Source organism: Hydrocarboniphaga sp., from assembly GCF_028291725.1.
Lineage (GTDB): Bacteria > Pseudomonadota > Gammaproteobacteria > Nevskiales > Nevskiaceae > Hydrocarboniphaga.
Genome location: NZ_JAQGNT010000119.1, coordinates 21,582 through 37,749 on the forward strand (window position 1 = coordinate 21,582; position 16,168 = coordinate 37,749).

Consider the following 16,168-nt stretch of genomic DNA (forward strand, 5'->3'; position numbering starts at 1 on the left):
AGAATAGCGACGCGCGTCACATGCGTCAAGAAAGTGCATTGACGAAACTTCGCTAGTGACATGAAGGGCTTAAAAGACGTCCATACGGCGTGATGTCACGAGCCATTAACGTGCCAGTCAGCCTGAGAACTTTCCCCCAGTAGCCCTAGAAACCCATCCTCTTGACATGTCAAAAGACAGGGTTTTGACGCTTTTGTGATTTAGTTCAATTTAATCTGGAGTCATCCATGCAGATGCTCGACAAAAGGTCGACAGATGATCGTCGTTACCCCGGTTCGGCCACCCACTTTGCTTGTATTCCCTCGCCGCTCGGTCGCGCAAGGGCGCTGGTAAACTTCCCGTCACGCTGGAAGTAGCCACTATTCGCCCTTCGTTTTATGATCATCTCCCACAAACACCAGTACATTTTTTTTGCCATTCCGAAGACCGGTACCCATTCGGTACGGCAGGCCCTTAGGTTGCATGCTGGCGATCAAGACCTGGAACAGGTCGGATTGTTTGTGCAGAAGCGCTTTCCGTTTCCTGAGTTTGCCGGCATTCGGCACGGCCACATCAGCGCACGACAGATCCGGCCCGTTCTGGGCGACGCCACGTTCAACCAGTATCTGAAGTTTGCGTTTGTAAGAAACCCCTATGAGCGCTTCGTCTCGTACTGCGCGTTCATGACTCGCAGCGGCGACGAGTTCAAAATCGAGCCGCGCGCCGTTATGAAGCACGTCATCAGCAGCGACGGATTACTCGCCCATCTTTTGTGCAGGCCTCAGCATGAATTTATCGTCGACGACACTGGGCACGTCGCGATGGACTACGTTGGACGCAACGAGACCATGCAGCTGTCATATGACATCATCACCGATCGCCTGGGCCTCCCAAAAGAGACGCTAACCCGCGCGAATAGCTCGGAGCATCGTCCTTGGCCTGAGTATTACGACCGCGACCTGATCGACAGCGTCGGAAAGATCTATCGCCGCGACCTGGAACTGTTCGGCTACGAGTTCGACCGCCATGCAAGCTGATCGTCGTAAAACCACATCGGTCAGATTTTTGGGGCCAGTCGATATCAGCGCCATTCGTGACGATATCCTCGCGATCCCAGAGGAGATTTGGTCCCTTGAGAACGCGGCCAAGCCGAACAGGTTCGAAGAACTCTACGGCACCAAACACATCGTCTTCCGCTTCGTCGATAGCCTGGATGACTGGCGTTATTCCCACGATCGGTCGTTGTGGCTCCAGTGGAAGGATCGCCTGGAACCGGTGCTACGCCAGGCTTGCAAGCCCTACGGTTATGCCCAGGGCGTATTCCCAAGGGTAATGTTGGCACGAATGCCCGCCGGCGGCGTCATCAAGCCCCATATTGACTCGGCACCAGCAGCCAGCTGGCCCCACAAGATCCATGTGCCGATCGTGACGAACCTGCAGGTTCGGTTTTATGTCGACCCGCACAATTACCACTTTGAAGTGGGGCAAGCCTACGAGGTGAACAACCTTGGCCCCCATGCCGTACACAACGCTGGCGACACCCAGCGTATTCATTTGATCTTCGAGTATTACGAAGACACGGCCATTTGAGGCAATCCCTGCTTCGGTGCCCAGAAACGAATTGGGCGCCCGAAGGCGCCCAATTAACCACGTCCGACGAAAAGCGAAGCTCTATTCGGCTGCTGCACCGGCAGCTTCGCCACCAACCTTGCGATCAACCAGCTCGATATACGCCATCGGCGCATTGTCGCCGGGGCGGAAGCCGCAGCGCATGATGCGCGTGTAGCCGCCCGGGCGGGCGTTGAAGCGCGGGCCGATGTCGGTGAACAGCTTGGTCACCGCGTCGCGATCACGCAGGCGGGAGAAGATCAGGCGGCGGTTGGCCACGCCGTCTTCCTTGGCACGGGTGATCATCGGCTCGACGAGCTTGCGCAGCTCCTTGGCCTTCGGCACCGTGGTGCGGATCAGCTCGTTCTTGAACAGCGCAACTGCGATGCTCTGCATCGTCGCCTTGCGATGGCTGCTGGTGCGGCCGAAAGCGCGGCCTGAATTACCGTGACGCATGTTTCTTTCCTTAGCGTGTAAGTGCTGTGGGTCAGCAGGCTTAGTTGACCGACGACTTCGGTGCCGACCAGTTCTCGAGCTTCATGCCCAGGTCGAGATCGTGGGCCTTGAGGGCTTCCTTGATCTCGTTGAGCGACTTTTTGCCCAGGTTCGGCGTCTTCATCAACTCGGTCTCGGTGCGCTGCACCAGATCGCCGATGTAGTACACGTTCTCGGCCTTGAGGCAGTTGGCCGAGCGCACGGTCAGCTCCAGATCGTCGATCGGGCGGAACAGGATCGGCGACAGCTCTTTCTTGCCGGGCAGCGAGGTGCTGGTGGTCTCGGCTTCGAGGTCGACGAACACGGCGAGCTGGTCGCGCAGGATGCGGGCCGCCAGGCGGACCGCTTCGGCCGGGTCGATGCCGCCGTTGGTGTCCAGATCCAGGATCAGCTTGTCCAGATCGGTGCGCTGCTCGACGCGAGCCCGCTCGACGCTGTAGCTGACGCGGCGAACCGGGCTGTACGAGGCGTCGAGCTTGAGCACGCCGACCGAGGCGGTGCTGCTGTCTTCGGCGCCGCGCTGCGCAGCGGCCGGCACGTAGCCGCGGCCACGCGTGACCTTGAGGCTGACGTTGAGCTTGCCGCCGGTCAGGTTGGCAATCACCAGATCCGGGTTGACGATCTCGATGTCGTGGTCGAGCTTGATGTCGGCGGCAGTGACCGGGCCCTTGCCCGACTTTTCCAGGCGCAGCGTCGCTTCTTCGCGCGAATGCATGCGGATGGCGATGTTCTTGATGTTCAGCAGGATGTCGATGACGTCTTCCTGCACGCCTTCGATCGAGCTGTATTCGTGCACGACGCCTTCGATCTGCACTTCGGTGATCGCGGCGCCCGGGATCGACGAAAGCAGAATGCGGCGCAGGGCGTTACCCAGCGTGTGGCCAAAACCACGCTCCAGCGGCTCCAGAGAAACGCGGGCCCGCGAGGCGGACTCCGCTTCGACTTCGACCAGACGCGGCTTGAGCAAATCAGCGACGAAACCCTGCATTTGTGTACCTCGATCTGCGAACCAGGGTTCGCAGTAGAAAAAACCGAAACGATACCAACGGCGAGCGAGCGATTACTTCGAGTAGAGCTCGACGACCAGGTTCTCGTTGATGTCCGGAACGATCTGGTCGCGGCTCGGCAGGGTCTTGAAGGTACCCTTCAGGCCCTTCTCGTCGACTTCCAGCCATTCGGGGAAACCGATCTGGGCGGCGATCGACAGCGATTCGGCGATACGGCTCTGGGCACGCGACTTCTCGCGAACCGCGACGACGTCGCCGACCTGCACCTGGTAAGACGGAATATTGACCGACTTGCCATTGACCAGCACGGCCTTGTGGCCGACCAGCTGCCGCGCTTCCGAACGCGTGCGGCCGAAGCCCATGCGATAGATCACGTTGTCGAGGCGCGTTTCCAGCGCCAGCAACAGGTTCAGGCCGGTGGCGCCCTTGGTCTTGGTCGCCTTGTAGTAGTAGTTACGGAACTGCTTTTCGAGCAGGCCGTACATCTGCTTCAGCTTCTGCTTCTCGCGCAGCTGGGTCGCGTAGTCAGACAGACGCTGCTTGCGCGCGCCGTGCTGGCCCGGGGGCGTTTCCAGCTTGCACTTGGTATCCAGCGAGCGACCGCGCCCCTTCAGAAGAAGGTCGACGCCACCGGCACGGCGGGACAGTTTGCACTTCGGGCCAATATAACGAGCCATGATCTTATCTCTTAGACGCGGCGGCGCTTGGGCGCGCGGCAGCCGTTATGCGGAATCGGCGTCACGTCCGTGATGTTGGTGACCTTGAAGCCGGCAGCGTTGAGCGCGCGGACTGCGGACTCGCGGCCCGGGCCGGGGCCCTTCACGCGCACTTCCACGTTCTTGACGCCATGTTCAGCAGCAGCCTGCGCCGCTTTGTCCGCGGCCACCTGCGCCGCGAACGGCGTGGACTTGCGCGAGCCCTTGAAACCGGCGGCGCCGGCGGTCGACCACGACAGGGTATTGCCCTGTCGATCGGTGATCAGAATGATCGTGTTGTTGAACGACGCATGGATATGGCAAACGGCGTCGGAAACATTCTTCTTGACGCGTTTGCGGGCCTTAGCGGCGCCAGCATTCGGAGTAGCCATTAGGCAGCAGACTCGGTTCTTGAATTAATTAAGTAGCGAAAAATGAGCTTACTTCTTGATCGCACGACGCGGACCCTTGCGGGTACGGGCGTTGGTGCGGGTGCGCTGGCCACGGACCGGCAGACCGCGGCGATGACGCGTGCCGCGATAGCAACCCAGGTCCATCAGGCGCTTGATGCTCATGGAGACTTCGCGGCGAAGATCACCCTCGACGGAGAAGCGGCCGATCTCGACGCGCAGCGATTCCAGCTCGGCTTCCGTCAGGTTGCGGACCTGGGCTTCCGGCTTGACCTTGGCGGCCGCGCAAATGATTTTCGCGCGAGTCGCGCCGATGCCGTAGATCGCCCGCAGGGCAATGACGGTGTGCTTCTTGTCCGGGATATTGACGCCGGCGATACGTGCCATGACGCTGGTAACTCCTAAAGAACGGGGCGCGCGAAAAGGGCGCGAATCATACAGAACTTAAGCAACAGCTACAAGCTTCGCCTTGAAGAGCGGGTGAAGCCATCCCTGGCGCGACGGAGGCTCCGACTCGAGAGCCCGGCCCGGCCGTGTTCGGCTAACTCGGCGTGACATCGGGTCACGCCTCGCCTGTGCCAAACACTGGCCGGGCGTTCGCCACGTGAAGAGTGCCATTCAAGGCACTCTTCACGTGGCTCACCCCTGACGCTGCTTGTGGCGAGCGTCCGAGCAGATCACTCGGACAACGCCGGCGCGGCGGACGATTTTGCAGTTGCGGCAGATCTTGCCAACGGACGTGCGGACTTTCATGACGAACCTCTAACCTACAAATGAATGCAACTATTGAATGCGACGACTCAGACCCGTTGCCGGACCGGAATCAACGTTGCGAGCCCGAACCACTCAGGCTCTTGGTTTCCGAACGGCCCAGCGCGCGCGCGCCCGGCTTGCCTTCGCCGCCCTTGCCGAGCGTCTTCAGGTTGGCCTTCTTCAGAAGGCCATCGTACTGATGCGACATCAGATGCGCCTGCAGCTGCGCCATGAAATCCATCACCACGACCACGGTAATCAGCAGGGACGTGCCGCCGAAAGCGATCGGCACGTTCCAGTAGGCGATAAACAGTTCCGGCAGCAGGCACACCAGGGTGATGTAGATCGCGCCGGCAACGGTCAGGCGCGTCAGCACCTGGTCGATGTAGCGGGCGGTCTGCGTACCGGGACGCACGCCGGGGATGAAGGCACCGGACTTCTTCAGGTTCTCCGCGGTTTCGCGTGAGTCGAACACCAGCGCGGTGTAGAAGAAGCAGAAGAAGATGATCAGCGCTGCGTACAGCACGCTGTGCAGCGCCTGACCCGGCGACAAGGCATTCGCCAGCTGCTGCAGGAAGCCACCGCCCTGCTCACCGCCGAAGAAGCGCACGATCGACGCCGGAAACAGGATGATCGACGACGCGAAGATCGGCGGAATCACGCCGGCCATGTTCAGCTTTAGCGGCAGATGCTGGGTCTGCGCCGCGAACAGCTTGCGGCCCTGCTGACGCCGGGCGTGGTGCACCGGAATCCGGCGTTGCGAGCGTTCGACGAACACCACGCCCCAGGTCACGGCGGCGACCAGCAGGATCACCGCGATCACCATCAGGCCGGACATCGAGCCCTCGGAGACCAGCTGCGCGGTCGCGCCGAGTGCCGGCGGCAGGCCGGCAACGATGCCGGAGAAGATGATCATCGACATGCCGTTGCCGATGCCGCGCTCGGTGATCTGCTCACCCAGCCACATCAGGAACATGGTGCCGGTCACCAGCGAAACCGTCGCGGTGAACACGAAACCGAAGCCGGGGGAGATCGCCACACCACTCTTCTGCAACGCGGTGGCGGCGCCGATCGACTGGAAGATCGCCAGGCCCAGGGTGCCGTAGCGCGTCAGCTTGGTCAGCTGCCGGCGGCCGGACTCGCCTTCCTTCTTCAGCTCCTTGAGCTGCGGCACGACCGCGGCCATCAACTGCACGATGATCGAGGCCGAGATATACGGCATCACGCCGAGCGCGAAAATCGACAGACGATGCAGCGCGCCGCCCGAGAACATGTTGAACATGTCCAGGATCGAGCCTTGCGTATTGCTGAAAAGCTGCTCGAGCTGGCGCGGATCGATGCCCGGCACCGGGATATAGCTGCCGATGCGGTAGACCACGATGGCGCCCAGCAGGAACAGCAGGCGGCCGCGGACTTCCCCGATCTTGGAGAGGTCCGGCACCATGCCTGCGCTGGCGGGGGTCTTGGCCATATTTCCTTGTGCTTGGCTGGTCGCTAACGAAGGACTGCTTATTCCGCGATGCTGCCGCCGGCCGCCAGGATCACTTCGCGCGCGCCCTTGGTGACCAGGATGCCCTTGAGTTCGATCTTGCGGCTCAGCTCGCCGGACTTGATCACCTTGGCCTGCTCGCAGATCGCCGGAACCACGTTGGCAACCTTGAGCACGGCCAGATCGATCACGCCTTCGAACTTCAGCTTCATCAGCTCGGACAGGCGCACTTCAGCGGTCTTGTTGACCAGCGGGCTGTTGAAGCCGCGCTTCGGCAGACGACGCTGGATCGGCATCTGGCCGCCTTCGAAGCCGACCTTGCCGCGGCCACCCTTGCGAGCGCGCTGACCCTTGTGACCGCGGCCAGCCGTCTTGCCCAGGCCGGAACCGATGCCACGGCCGACACGGGTGCGGGCAACCTTGGAGCCTGCTGCAGGCTTGATGTCGTTGAGCTTCATTAGACCACTTCCTCAATCTTCAGCATGAACGCGGCCTTGTTGACCATGCCCATGTTTTCCGGCGTGGCAGCAACCACCACGCTCTGATGCATGCGGGTCAGACCGAGACCGCGGATGCATGCCTTATGATTCTTCAGGCGGCCGAACAGGCTGCGAACCAGGGTTAGCTTCACTTGCGGGAACTGTTTGTCGGGTGTGCTCATGGCATTCCTTAAGCGAGCAGTTCTTCGACCGTCTTGCCGCGCTTGGCGGCAATTTCGGACGGCATGTTCATGCGCTTGAGCGCATCCAACGTGGCGCGAACCATGTTGATCGGGTTGCGCGAGCCGAAGGACTTGGCGAGCACGTTCTGCACGCCGGCCACTTCGAACACCGCGCGCATCGCGCCACCGGCAATGACGCCGGTACCGTCGGACGCCGGGCGCATGAACACCTTGGTGGCACCATGCGTGCCCCAGATCTCGTGCTGCAGGGTCAGGCCCTTGAGCGGCACCATGATCATGTTCTTGCGCGCCTGATCCATGGCCTTGGAGATGGCCTGCGGCACTTCGCGCGCCTTGCCGTAACCGAAGCCGACGCGGCCGGCGCCGTCGCCCACAACCGTCAGCGCGGTGAAGGCGAACTGCTTACCGCCCTTGACCGTCTTGCTGACGCGGTTGACGGTGACCAGCTTCTCTTTGAAGTCGCCGCCGCTCTGGGAATCGTCGAACTGATAGTTGGTTGCCATGAATTAAAACTCCAGACCGGCTTCGCGCGCGGCATCGGCCAGCGCCTTGATGCGACCGTGATACTTGAACCCGCCGCGATCAAATGCGACGGAGGTGATACCGGCGGCCTTGGCACGCTCGGCGATCAGCTGACCGACCTTCTTCGCGGCGTCCACATTGCCGGTGCTCTTCAGGCCCTCGGCGATGGTCTTCTCGACGGTCGACGCAGAGGCCACGGTTTCGCCGGCATTCGGCGCGATGATCTGCGCGTAGATGTGGCCAGCCGTGCGGTGCACCGCCAGGCGGAACACGCCCAACTCGCGGATCTTGAAACGCGTGCGGCGTGCGCGACGCAGGCGAACTTGCTTCTTGTCTTTCATGGCGTGAGGCTCGGTACTTCTCAATAGTGGGAAGAGTCAATAACAGTAGGGCTAATGCGCAATGGCGCGGGGCCTTACTTCTTCTTCGCTTCCTTCAATACAACTTTCTCATCCGAATACCGCACGCCCTTGCCCTTGTACGGCTCTGGCGGACGGTAGCTGCGCAGCTGGGCGGCCAGCTGGCCGACCATGTGCTTGCTGGCACCGGTGATGACGATTTCGGTCTGCGTAGGGCAAACGACGTTGAGGCCGTCCGGGATCGGATGATCCACCGGATGCGACAGGCCGACCTGCAGATTGACCTTCTTGTTGGCGACCGAGGCGCGATAACCAACGCCGACGAGCTGCAGCTTGCGCTCGTAGCCCTTGGTCACGCCGGTGACGGCGTTGTTCAGCAGCGCGCGGATCGTGCCGGCCTGCATCGCATTGGTCTTCACCGACTCGGCGTTGATGACGGCTTCGCCATTGGCGATGTCGACGACGATGCCGTACGCGAGCGTCACGGTCTGCGTCGACTTGGCGCCTTTGACGGTCACGACACCAGCTTCGCTGGTGACGGTGACGCCGGCGGGGATCACCACCGGCATTTTAGCTACACGGGACATGGTTTCTCGTCCTACTGATTCTATTGATTCGTCGATTATTGCGACGGGTGGCTTAGGCGACGATGCAGAGCACTTCGCCGCCCTGCCCGGCAGCGCGAGCTGCCTTGTCCGTGACCACGCCGTTCGGCGTCGAAATGATGGCGATGCCGAGGCCGCCGAGCACCGTGGGCAGCTCGTCTTTGGCCTTGTACACGCGCAGGCTCGGCTTGCTGATGCGATCGATCCGCTCGATCACCGGCTTGTTGTCGTAGTACTTCAGCGTCAGCGCCAGGGTCTTCTTGCCGGCGCCGGAATCCACCGTCTCGAACGAGGCGATGTAGCCCTCGTCCTTCAACACCTGGGCGATCGCGGACTTCAGCTTCGACGCCGGCGCGGTGACCTGCTTCTTGCGCGCCTGCTGACCATTGCGGATGCGGGTCAGGAAGTCGCCAACGGGATCAGTCATGCTCATGAGATTGCTCTTTCCTTACCAGCTGGCTTTCTTCAGGCCCGGCACTTCGCCGCGCATCGCCGCTTCACGCAGCTTGTGACGGCCGAGGCCGAACTTGGCATACACGCCACGGCTACGGCCGGTGATCGCGCAGCGGTTGCGCTGACGGGTGTAGCTCGAATCGCGCGGCAGCTTCTGCAGCGCCACCGCGGCGGCCTGCTTCTCGTCGTACGAGGCGGTCGGGCTGATCGACAGTGCCCGCAGCGTCTCGCGCTTCTTGCCGAGCTTGGCAACCAGCTTCGTGCGCTTGGCTTCGCGCTCGATCATGTTTCTCTTGGCCATGTTGGGTCTCGCTCGGTCTTATTGCTTGCGGAAGGGGAAGCTGAAAGCTTCGAGCAGGGCTCGGCCTTCGGCGTCGGTCTTCGCGGTGGTGGTAAAAGTGATGTTCATGCCGCGGAGCGTGTCGATCTTGTCGTACTCGATTTCCGGGAAGATGATTTGTTCGGTGATGCCGAAGTTGAAGTTGCCGGCGCCGTCGAAGCCTTTGGGCGAGATGCCGCGGAAGTCGCGGATACGCGGCAGCGCGACGACGATCAGACGTTCGAGGAACTCCCACATGCGCTCATCGCGCAGCGTGACCTTGACACCGACCGGATAGTTCTCGCGAACCTTGAACGCGGCGATCGAGATGCGGGTCTTGGTGACCACCGGCTTCTGGCCGGCGATCGCGATCATGTCCTTGACGGCATGCTCGATGACCTTCTTGTCGGAAGTCGACTCGCCCACGCCCATGTTGAGCGTGATCTTCGACAGGCGCGGAACGGCCATCGCATTGCAGGCGAGCTTTTCCTTCAGCGCGGGTGCAATCTTTTCTTTGTACTGCTGTTTCAGGTTAGCCATGACTCACTCGTTTCCAGTTGTTGCTTCCGGTCGGGCTTCCGATCTCTCCAGCTGTGCTGGAGCCCGGTCTGCCTGGGACTGAAAACCTATGTTGGTGCCTTAATTTATCAACAATTAATCGACAAGCTCTTTGCTGGACTTGAAGACGCGGACCTTCTTGCGGTCTGCACCTTCGCCGACAAACAGATATCCGACGCGATCGGCCTTGCCGGTCTTGCTGTTGAACAGCGCAACGTTGGAGATGTCGATCGGCATCTCTTTTTCGACGATGCCGCCGGCGACACCGGCCTGCGGGTTGCCCTTGGTGTGACGCTTGGCGATATTGATGCCTTCGACCAGCAGGGCACCATCGAGCACGCGCGACACGCTGCCGCGGCGACCCTTGTCCTTGCCGGTGATGACGATGACGTCGTCGCCTTTCTTGATCTTGCTCATATCTGTTCTCTGATCCGCGCTTTAGATGACTTCGGGCGCGAGTGAAACAATCTTCATGAAGTGCTCGCGCAGTTCGCGCGTGACCGGCCCGAAGATACGGGTGCCGATCGGCTCACCCTTGGCGGTCAGCAGCACCGCGGCGTTGGTGTCGAAGCGAATGGTCGAGCCATCCGGCCGGCGCACGCCATGACGGGTGCGGACGACAACGGCGTCATGCACTTCGCCCTTCTTGACCTTGCCGCGCGGGATCGCGTCTTTGACGGTGACCTTGATCAGGTCGCCGATGTTGGCGTAGCGGCGGTAGGTGCTGCCCTTGACCTGGATGACCTGCACGGTCTTCGCACCGCTGTTGTCAGCGGCAACGAGAAAACTTTCTTGCTGCATCATGGCGAGTTCTCCTGCGGTCTTAAGCGTGCGTCTGCAGGACTTCGACCAGCTTGAAGCGCTTGGTGCGCGACAGCGGACGGGTCTCGACGATGGCGACAAGATCGCCTTCCTTGCACTGGTTGGTTTCGTCGTGTGCGTAGAGCTTGGTGGAGCGGCGCAGGATCTTGTTGTAGATCGGGTGCTTCACGGTGCGCTCGACGACGACCGTGATGGTCTTGTCGCCCTTGTTGGAGGCAACGCGGCCGACGATGCGGCGCTCTTTGTGCTCGGCAGTCGCCGTGCTGGTGTCAGCGCTATTCGGGGCGATATTCTGGACTTCGCTCATGACTTCAAGCCTTGCTCTGCTGCGATGTGAGGAAGGTCTTGACCTGCGCAATCTTCTTGCGCGTGTTGGCTGCCAGATGCGACTGGTTGGCCTGACCCATGGCACCCTGCATGCGCAGGTTGAACTGCTCGCGGCGCAGAGCCGCAAGTTCGGTCTTCAGACCGGCGCTGTCTTTGCCGCTCAGCGACTTCAGATAGTCGGTGGTCTTCATTACATAATCGTCCGCTGAACGAAGGTGGTCTTGACGCAGAGCTTGGCGGCGGCCAGCTCGAAAGCCTCGCGCGCTTCGGCTTCGGTCACGCCTTCCATCTCGTACAGCATCTTGCCGGGCTGCACCTTGGCGACCCAGTACTCGACGTTGCCCTTGCCCGAGCCCATGCGGACTTCGAGTGGCTTCTTGGTGACAGGCGCGTCCGGGAAAATCCGGATCCACAGCTTGCCGCCCTTCTTGGCGAAGCGCGTGATGCAGCGACGCGCCGCTTCGATCTGGCGGGCAGTGATCATGCCGTGCTCAGTGGCCTTGAGGCCAAAGTCACCGAAGCTGACCTTGTTGCCGTTCTGCGCCAGGCCGCGGTTGCGACCCTTCATCTGCTTGCGAAACTTGGTTCTCTTGGGCTGCATCATGGCAGCGAACTCCTAAATTAAGACCGTAGCGCGAGTTGCGACTTAAGCGGTGGCAGGCTCAAAGGATTCTTCTTTCTTGCCCGGACGCTCGGCTTCGAAAGTCTCGCCGGTGAACACCCACACCTTGACGCCAATGATCCCGTAGGTCGTTTTGGCTTCGGCGGTGTTGTAGTCCACCATCGCGCGCAGCGTGTGCAGCGGAACGCGGCCTTCGCGATACCACTCGGTACGTGCGATTTCGGCGCCGTTCAAGCGGCCGCCGACCTGAATCTTGATGCCGCCCGCACCCAGGCGCATCGCGTTCTGCACCGCGCGCTTCATCGCACGACGGAACATGATGCGGCGCTCGAGCTGCTGGGCGACGGACTCGGCGATCAGGCGTGCATCGAGTTCCGGCTTGCGGATTTCTTCGACCGAGATGTGAACGCTGTCGGCCTTCAGGCCCATCTTGGCAGCGACTTCCTGCTTCAGCTTCTCGATGTCCTCGCCCTTCTTGCCGATGACGATGCCCGGACGAGCCGTGTGGATCGTCACGCGCGCCGACTTGGCAGGACGGTCGATCTGGATCTTCGACACGGAGGCGCTCGCCAGCTTCTTGCGCAGGAACTCACGGACCTGGATGTCCTTGTTGAGGTTCTCGCCATAGGCGCGACGCTCGGCATACCAGTTGGAAGTCCACTGGGTGGTGATCCCTAAGCGGAACCCATTCGGATTGACTTTATGGCCCATAAGGTTTCTCGCTTACTTCTTTTTCGTTTCGTCGGAGACGCGGACGGTGACGTGGCTGGTCGGCTTGGAGATGCGATCGGCGCGGCCCTTGGCACGCGGCATGATGCGCTTCATCACCGGACCACCGTCGACGAAGATCTCCGCAACGCGAAGCTCATCGACATCGGCACCGTTGTTGTTCTCCGCGTTGGCGATAGCCGATTCAAGAACCTTCTTGATCAGGCCGGCGGCACGCTGGTTGGAGAACTTGAGAATGTTCAGGGCTTCGTCGACCTTCTTGCCGCGAACCAGGTCCGCAACCAGGCGGCCCTTGAGCGGGGAGAGACGAACGAACTTGAGGACGGCTTGAGTATGCATGGCGATCTCCTAGCTCGACTTCTTGTCGCCGCCGTGACCCTTGAAGGTCCGGGTCGGCGCAAATTCGCCAAGCTTGTGTCCCACCATGTTGTCGGTGATGAACACCGGCATGTGGGCCTTGCCGTTGTGAACCTGGATGGTCAGGCCGACGAAATCCGGCGTGATCATCGAACGGCGCGACCAGGTCTTGATCGGCTTCTTCACACGGCTGCCCTGCATGTCGCCCACCTTCTTCGAGAGATGGTGATCGACGAACGGACCCTTCTTAACTGAACGCGGCATGGCCTAGTCCTACTTCTTCGCTTTGTGACGGCTACGGATAATGAATTTATCCGTGCGCCCAGAAAATTGATGATCCTTGCGGGTCTTCACGGCTTACTTCTTCGCTTTGTGACGGCTGCGAATAATGAACTTGTCGGTACGCTTGTTTTTACGAGTCTTGAGACCCTTGGTCTGCTGGCCCCAGGGCGTAACCGGATGCGGGTTGCCCTGGCCGGACTTGCCTTCACCACCGCCGTGCGGGTGGTCGACCGGGTTCATGACGACACCGCGGACCGTCGGGCGGATGCCCTTCCAGCGCTTGGCGCCGGCCTTGCCGTACTGACGCAGATTGTGTTCGTTGTTGCTGACTTCGCCCATCGTGGCGCGGCAGTCGGCGTGCACTTTGCGCATTTCGCCGGAGCGCAGGCGGATCGTCGCGTAGTCGCCGTCGCGAGCCACCAGCTGCACGGCAGCGCCGGCGGAGCGGGCCAGCTGCGCGCCCTTGCCGGCACGCATCTCGATGCAATGGATGGTTGAGCCCAGCGGGATGTTGCGCAGCGGCAGCGCGTTACCCGGCTTGATCGGAGAATCCGAACCCGACAGCAGCGTGTCGCCCGCCACCACGCCACGCGGCGCGATGATGTAGCGGCGCTCGCCGTCGGCGTAGCACAGCAGCGCGATGTGCGCGGTGCGGTTCGGATCGTACTCGACGCGCTCGACCTTGGCCGGCACGCCGTCCTTGTTGCGCTTGAAGTCGATCAGGCGATACGTCTGCTTGTGACCGCCGCCCTTGTGACGGACGGTGATGTGGCCGTTGTTGTTGCGAGCAGCGGCCGGGCCGTTCTTCTCGAGCAACGGCGCGTGCGGCTCACCTTTCCACAAGCCGGGAGTTACCACCTTAACTTGGTGGCGACGGCCCGGCGACGTCGGTTTCATTTGGACCAATGGCATGGTCTTATCTCTCTAGTCTTTCGTTTGCTGGCTGTTGCGCGCGATTCAGGCGCTTGCGGTGCCGAGGAAGTCGATTTCCTGGCCGGCGGCGAGCGTGACGTAAGCCTTCTTCCAAGCACTGCGGTGGCCGAAGCTCTGGCCGAAGCGCTTGGTCTTACCCTTGACGTTCAAAGTCCGCACGTCTTCGACGGTGACCTTGAACAGCGCTTCGATCGCCGCCTTGATTTCCGGCTTCTTGGCGTCGCGCAGGACCTTGAACACGGCCTGGTTGTGCTTTTCGGCGGCGCGGGTGCTCTTCTCGGAGACAACCGGCGCAAGAATGATCGCGTGGATGCGCTCGCTCGACAGCTTCACCGGCTTGGTGGCGTTATTGACGATGTTGCTCATGACAACCAGGCCTCCAGCTTCTTGACCGCGTCGGTCGTGATAACCACTTTGTCGTGCTGCAGCAGCGTCACCGGATCCAGAGCCGACACGTCGCAGAGATCAACCTGGTGCAGGTTGCGCGCCGACAGATACAGGTTCTGGTCGATGCTCTCTGAGACGATCAGCACGTCACTGTGGCCGATCGTGGTCAGCTTCTCGACCAGGGACTTGGTCTTGCCGGCTTCGACGGTAAAGGTTTCGGTGACCAGCAGGTTGCCGCTGCGGGCGAGCTCGGAGACGATCGAGCGGATCGCGCCGCGGTACATCTTGCGGTTGACCTTCTGGCTGTGATCGCGCGGCACCGCCGCGAAGGTCACGCCACCGCCGCGCCACAGCGGCGAGCGGATCGAACCGGCGCGAGCCTGGCCCGTGCCCTTCTGCTTCCACGGCTTCTTGCCGCCGCCGCGGACTTCGCCCTTGGTCTTCTGTTTCTTGGTACCCGCACGACCGCCGGCCTGGTAGGCCGTCACGATCTGATGCACGAGTGAGCGGTTGTACTCGACACCGAAAACCGCGTCAGAGACGGCGACCGTGGTGGAGCTGTTGTGAAGTTGGAGTTCCATGTGTCGTTCTTCTTACTTCACGGTCGGGCGAACGATCACGTTGCCGTTGGCGGCACCCGGAACGGCGCCCTTGACCAGGAGCAGGTTGCGTTCGACGTCGATCTTCACGAGGTCGAGATTGAGAGCGGTGACGCGCTTGTTGCCCATGTGGCCGGACATTTTCTTGCCCTTCCACACCTTGCCCGGCGACTGGCGCTGGCCGATCGAGCCCGGGGCGCGATGCGACAGCGAGTTACCGTGGCTGGCGCGGCCGCCACCGAAGTTCCAGCGCTTCTGCACACCGGCGAAACCCTTGCCGATGCTGGTGCCGGTGACGTCGACAGCCTTGATGCCGTCGAAAGCGTCGACCTTGATTTCGCCGCCCGGAGCAAAGTCAGCGCCTTCGCTCTCGTCAAGGCGGATTTCCCGCAGCAGACGACCGGCAGCAACGCCGGCCTTCTTGAAGTGGCCGGTGAGCGCCTTGTTGACGCGGCTGGTTTTGACTTCACCCGCGGTCACCTGCACAGCCTTGTAGCCGTCGGTGTCGACGGTCTTGAGCTGGGTGATGCGGTTGGGGCTGCATTCGATGACAGTGACGGGAATCGATTCACCGGCTTCGGTGAAGATTCGGGTCATGCCGGCCTTGCGGCCAATGATGGCGATCGTCATGTCTATATCTCGCCTTAGTTGACCTTGATCTGGACTTCGACGCCCGCGGGGAGGTCGAGCTTGGAAAGCGCGTCAACGGTCTTTTCCGTCGGGTCCACGATCTGCATCAGGCGCTTGTGGGTGCGAATCTCGTACTGGTCGCGCGCGTCTTTATCAGCGTGCGGCGATACCAGGATGGTGAAGCGCTCTTTGCGGGTCGGCAGCGGGATGGGCCCGCGCACAACGGCGCCGGTCCGCTTCGCGGTCTCGACAATTTCTTTCGCCGACTTGTCGATAAGCCGATGATCGAATGCCTTAAGCCGGATGCGAATGGATTGGCTGGCAGCCATACTGAGGTCTCAGTCTTTAAAGAACGGTGGGAACTAACAGCGGGGCGCGGATTGTACGCGCGCCGCTGGGGTTTGTGAAGCTTTTTTCGAGACTTAAGCGAGGATCTTGGTGACGACGCCGGCGCCGACGGTGCGGCCGCCTTCGCGGATCGCAAAGCGCACCTGCTCTTCCATCGCGATCGGGTTGATCAGCTCAACCGTCACCTTGATGTTGTCG

At 61.3% G+C, this 16,168-nt stretch carries 30 protein-coding genes and 1 pseudogene; 2 read left to right on the forward strand and 29 right to left on the reverse strand.

The window, feature by feature from the left end:
* The first annotated feature begins 377 nt into the window (after positions 1-377).
* Together JWQ90_RS28805 and JWQ90_RS28810 are read left to right on the forward strand one after the other, a co-directional pair.
* Positions 378-1,016 (forward strand): sulfotransferase family 2 domain-containing protein, encoded by a 639-nt coding sequence (locus JWQ90_RS28805; protein ID WP_299698545.1) that lies wholly within the window; start codon positions 378-380, stop codon positions 1,014-1,016.
* Entirely contained in the window at positions 1,006-1,569 is a 564-nt protein-coding gene (locus JWQ90_RS28810) for an aspartyl/asparaginyl beta-hydroxylase domain-containing protein (RefSeq protein ID WP_299698546.1), read from the forward strand. Before JWQ90_RS28805 ends, JWQ90_RS28810 begins: the two co-directional genes overlap by 11 nt.
* Before the next feature lie 81 nt (positions 1,570-1,650).
* Here the strand turns inward: JWQ90_RS28810 and rplQ are convergent, their stop codons facing one another.
* The 29 genes and pseudogenes from rplQ to tuf form a co-directional block, all read right to left on the reverse strand.
* Positions 1,651-2,043 carry a 50S ribosomal protein L17 gene (gene rplQ / locus JWQ90_RS28815; RefSeq protein WP_299698547.1) on the reverse strand — a complete coding sequence of 131 codons (393 nt, stop codon included), beginning with the start codon at positions 2,041-2,043 and terminating at the stop codon, positions 1,651-1,653.
* Positions 2,044-2,083: 40 nt separating this feature from the next.
* Positions 2,084-3,070: a DNA-directed RNA polymerase subunit alpha gene (rpoA, locus tag JWQ90_RS28820; RefSeq protein ID WP_299698548.1), complete on the reverse strand. Its 987-nt coding sequence runs from the start codon at positions 3,068-3,070 to the stop codon at positions 2,084-2,086.
* 72 nt (positions 3,071-3,142) lie between these two features.
* Entirely contained in the window at positions 3,143-3,766 is a 624-nt protein-coding gene (gene rpsD, locus JWQ90_RS28825; protein ID WP_299698549.1) for a 30S ribosomal protein S4, read from the reverse strand.
* A gap of 11 nt (positions 3,767-3,777) precedes the next feature.
* On the reverse strand, positions 3,778-4,176 hold the full coding sequence (gene rpsK / locus JWQ90_RS28830) for a 30S ribosomal protein S11 (RefSeq protein ID WP_299698550.1): 399 nt from the start codon (positions 4,174-4,176) through the stop codon (positions 3,778-3,780).
* Positions 4,177-4,224: 48 nt separating this feature from the next.
* Positions 4,225-4,581, reverse strand: coding sequence for a 30S ribosomal protein S13 (gene rpsM, locus JWQ90_RS28835; RefSeq protein WP_299698551.1), 357 nt, complete (start codon positions 4,579-4,581; stop codon positions 4,225-4,227).
* A 252-nt stretch (positions 4,582-4,833) separates the two neighbouring features.
* Positions 4,834-4,947, reverse strand: a complete 114-nt coding sequence (rpmJ, locus tag JWQ90_RS28840; RefSeq protein WP_072895606.1) for a 50S ribosomal protein L36 — start codon at positions 4,945-4,947, stop codon at positions 4,834-4,836.
* Between the two features lie 70 nt (positions 4,948-5,017).
* Positions 5,018-6,418: a preprotein translocase subunit SecY gene (gene secY, locus JWQ90_RS28845; protein WP_299698552.1), complete on the reverse strand. Its 1,401-nt coding sequence runs from the start codon at positions 6,416-6,418 to the stop codon at positions 5,018-5,020.
* Between the two features lie 38 nt (positions 6,419-6,456).
* Positions 6,457-6,894 carry a 50S ribosomal protein L15 gene (rplO, locus tag JWQ90_RS28850; RefSeq protein WP_299698553.1) on the reverse strand — a complete coding sequence of 146 codons (438 nt, stop codon included), beginning with the start codon at positions 6,892-6,894 and terminating at the stop codon, positions 6,457-6,459.
* A complete protein-coding gene (gene rpmD, locus JWQ90_RS28855; protein ID WP_299698554.1) occupies positions 6,894-7,097 on the reverse strand; it encodes a 50S ribosomal protein L30 in 204 nt (67 codons plus the stop codon). Before rpmD ends, rplO begins: the two co-directional genes overlap by 1 nt.
* Before the next feature lie 8 nt (positions 7,098-7,105).
* Positions 7,106-7,621: a 30S ribosomal protein S5 gene (rpsE, locus tag JWQ90_RS28860; RefSeq protein WP_299698555.1), complete on the reverse strand. Its 516-nt coding sequence runs from the start codon at positions 7,619-7,621 to the stop codon at positions 7,106-7,108.
* Between the two features lie 3 nt (positions 7,622-7,624).
* On the reverse strand, positions 7,625-7,981 hold the full coding sequence (rplR, locus tag JWQ90_RS28865) for a 50S ribosomal protein L18 (RefSeq protein WP_299698556.1): 357 nt from the start codon (positions 7,979-7,981) through the stop codon (positions 7,625-7,627).
* 74 nt (positions 7,982-8,055) lie between these two features.
* On the reverse strand, positions 8,056-8,586 hold the full coding sequence (gene rplF, locus JWQ90_RS28870; RefSeq protein WP_299698557.1) for a 50S ribosomal protein L6: 531 nt from the start codon (positions 8,584-8,586) through the stop codon (positions 8,056-8,058).
* A gap of 52 nt (positions 8,587-8,638) precedes the next feature.
* A complete protein-coding gene (rpsH, locus tag JWQ90_RS28875) occupies positions 8,639-9,037 on the reverse strand; it encodes a 30S ribosomal protein S8 (protein WP_299698558.1) in 399 nt (132 codons plus the stop codon).
* Between the two features lie 15 nt (positions 9,038-9,052).
* Positions 9,053-9,358: a 30S ribosomal protein S14 gene (gene rpsN, locus JWQ90_RS28880; RefSeq protein ID WP_299698559.1), complete on the reverse strand. Its 306-nt coding sequence runs from the start codon at positions 9,356-9,358 to the stop codon at positions 9,053-9,055.
* An 18-nt stretch (positions 9,359-9,376) separates the two neighbouring features.
* Entirely contained in the window at positions 9,377-9,916 is a 540-nt protein-coding gene (gene rplE / locus JWQ90_RS28885; protein ID WP_299698560.1) for a 50S ribosomal protein L5, read from the reverse strand.
* A gap of 114 nt (positions 9,917-10,030) precedes the next feature.
* Positions 10,031-10,351: a 50S ribosomal protein L24 gene (gene rplX / locus JWQ90_RS28890; protein WP_299698561.1), complete on the reverse strand. Its 321-nt coding sequence runs from the start codon at positions 10,349-10,351 to the stop codon at positions 10,031-10,033.
* 21 nt (positions 10,352-10,372) lie between these two features.
* A complete protein-coding gene (gene rplN, locus JWQ90_RS28895) occupies positions 10,373-10,738 on the reverse strand; it encodes a 50S ribosomal protein L14 (protein ID WP_299698562.1) in 366 nt (121 codons plus the stop codon).
* A gap of 19 nt (positions 10,739-10,757) precedes the next feature.
* Entirely contained in the window at positions 10,758-11,063 is a 306-nt protein-coding gene (gene rpsQ, locus JWQ90_RS28900) for a 30S ribosomal protein S17 (protein WP_299698563.1), read from the reverse strand.
* Between the two features lie 4 nt (positions 11,064-11,067).
* On the reverse strand, positions 11,068-11,274 hold the full coding sequence (rpmC, locus tag JWQ90_RS28905) for a 50S ribosomal protein L29 (protein WP_299698564.1): 207 nt from the start codon (positions 11,272-11,274) through the stop codon (positions 11,068-11,070).
* Entirely contained in the window at positions 11,274-11,687 is a 414-nt protein-coding gene (rplP, locus tag JWQ90_RS28910) for a 50S ribosomal protein L16 (RefSeq protein WP_299698565.1), read from the reverse strand. Before rplP ends, rpmC begins: the two co-directional genes overlap by 1 nt.
* 42 nt (positions 11,688-11,729) lie before the next feature.
* On the reverse strand, positions 11,730-12,416 hold the full coding sequence (gene rpsC / locus JWQ90_RS28915) for a 30S ribosomal protein S3 (protein WP_299698566.1): 687 nt from the start codon (positions 12,414-12,416) through the stop codon (positions 11,730-11,732).
* A 12-nt stretch (positions 12,417-12,428) separates the two neighbouring features.
* Positions 12,429-12,773 carry a 50S ribosomal protein L22 gene (gene rplV, locus JWQ90_RS28920; RefSeq protein WP_299698567.1) on the reverse strand — a complete coding sequence of 115 codons (345 nt, stop codon included), beginning with the start codon at positions 12,771-12,773 and terminating at the stop codon, positions 12,429-12,431.
* Between the two features lie 9 nt (positions 12,774-12,782).
* Positions 12,783-13,055 (reverse strand): 30S ribosomal protein S19, encoded by a 273-nt coding sequence (rpsS, locus tag JWQ90_RS28925; RefSeq protein WP_299698568.1) that lies wholly within the window; start codon positions 13,053-13,055, stop codon positions 12,783-12,785.
* Between the two features lie 93 nt (positions 13,056-13,148).
* Positions 13,149-13,985: a 50S ribosomal protein L2 gene (gene rplB, locus JWQ90_RS28930; protein WP_299698569.1), complete on the reverse strand. Its 837-nt coding sequence runs from the start codon at positions 13,983-13,985 to the stop codon at positions 13,149-13,151.
* Between the two features lie 45 nt (positions 13,986-14,030).
* Positions 14,031-14,333, reverse strand: coding sequence for a 50S ribosomal protein L23 (gene rplW / locus JWQ90_RS28935; protein ID WP_366919627.1), 303 nt, complete (start codon positions 14,331-14,333; stop codon positions 14,031-14,033).
* A gap of 35 nt (positions 14,334-14,368) precedes the next feature.
* A complete protein-coding gene (gene rplD, locus JWQ90_RS28940) occupies positions 14,369-14,974 on the reverse strand; it encodes a 50S ribosomal protein L4 (RefSeq protein WP_299698571.1) in 606 nt (201 codons plus the stop codon).
* A 12-nt stretch (positions 14,975-14,986) separates the two neighbouring features.
* A complete protein-coding gene (gene rplC / locus JWQ90_RS28945; protein WP_299698572.1) occupies positions 14,987-15,622 on the reverse strand; it encodes a 50S ribosomal protein L3 in 636 nt (211 codons plus the stop codon).
* A gap of 14 nt (positions 15,623-15,636) precedes the next feature.
* Positions 15,637-15,951, reverse strand: coding sequence for a 30S ribosomal protein S10 (rpsJ, locus tag JWQ90_RS28950; RefSeq protein ID WP_072895552.1), 315 nt, complete (start codon positions 15,949-15,951; stop codon positions 15,637-15,639).
* Positions 15,952-16,044: 93 nt separating this feature from the next.
* Positions 16,045-16,168, reverse strand: a pseudogene (tuf, locus tag JWQ90_RS28955) (elongation factor Tu); the annotation flags it as partial.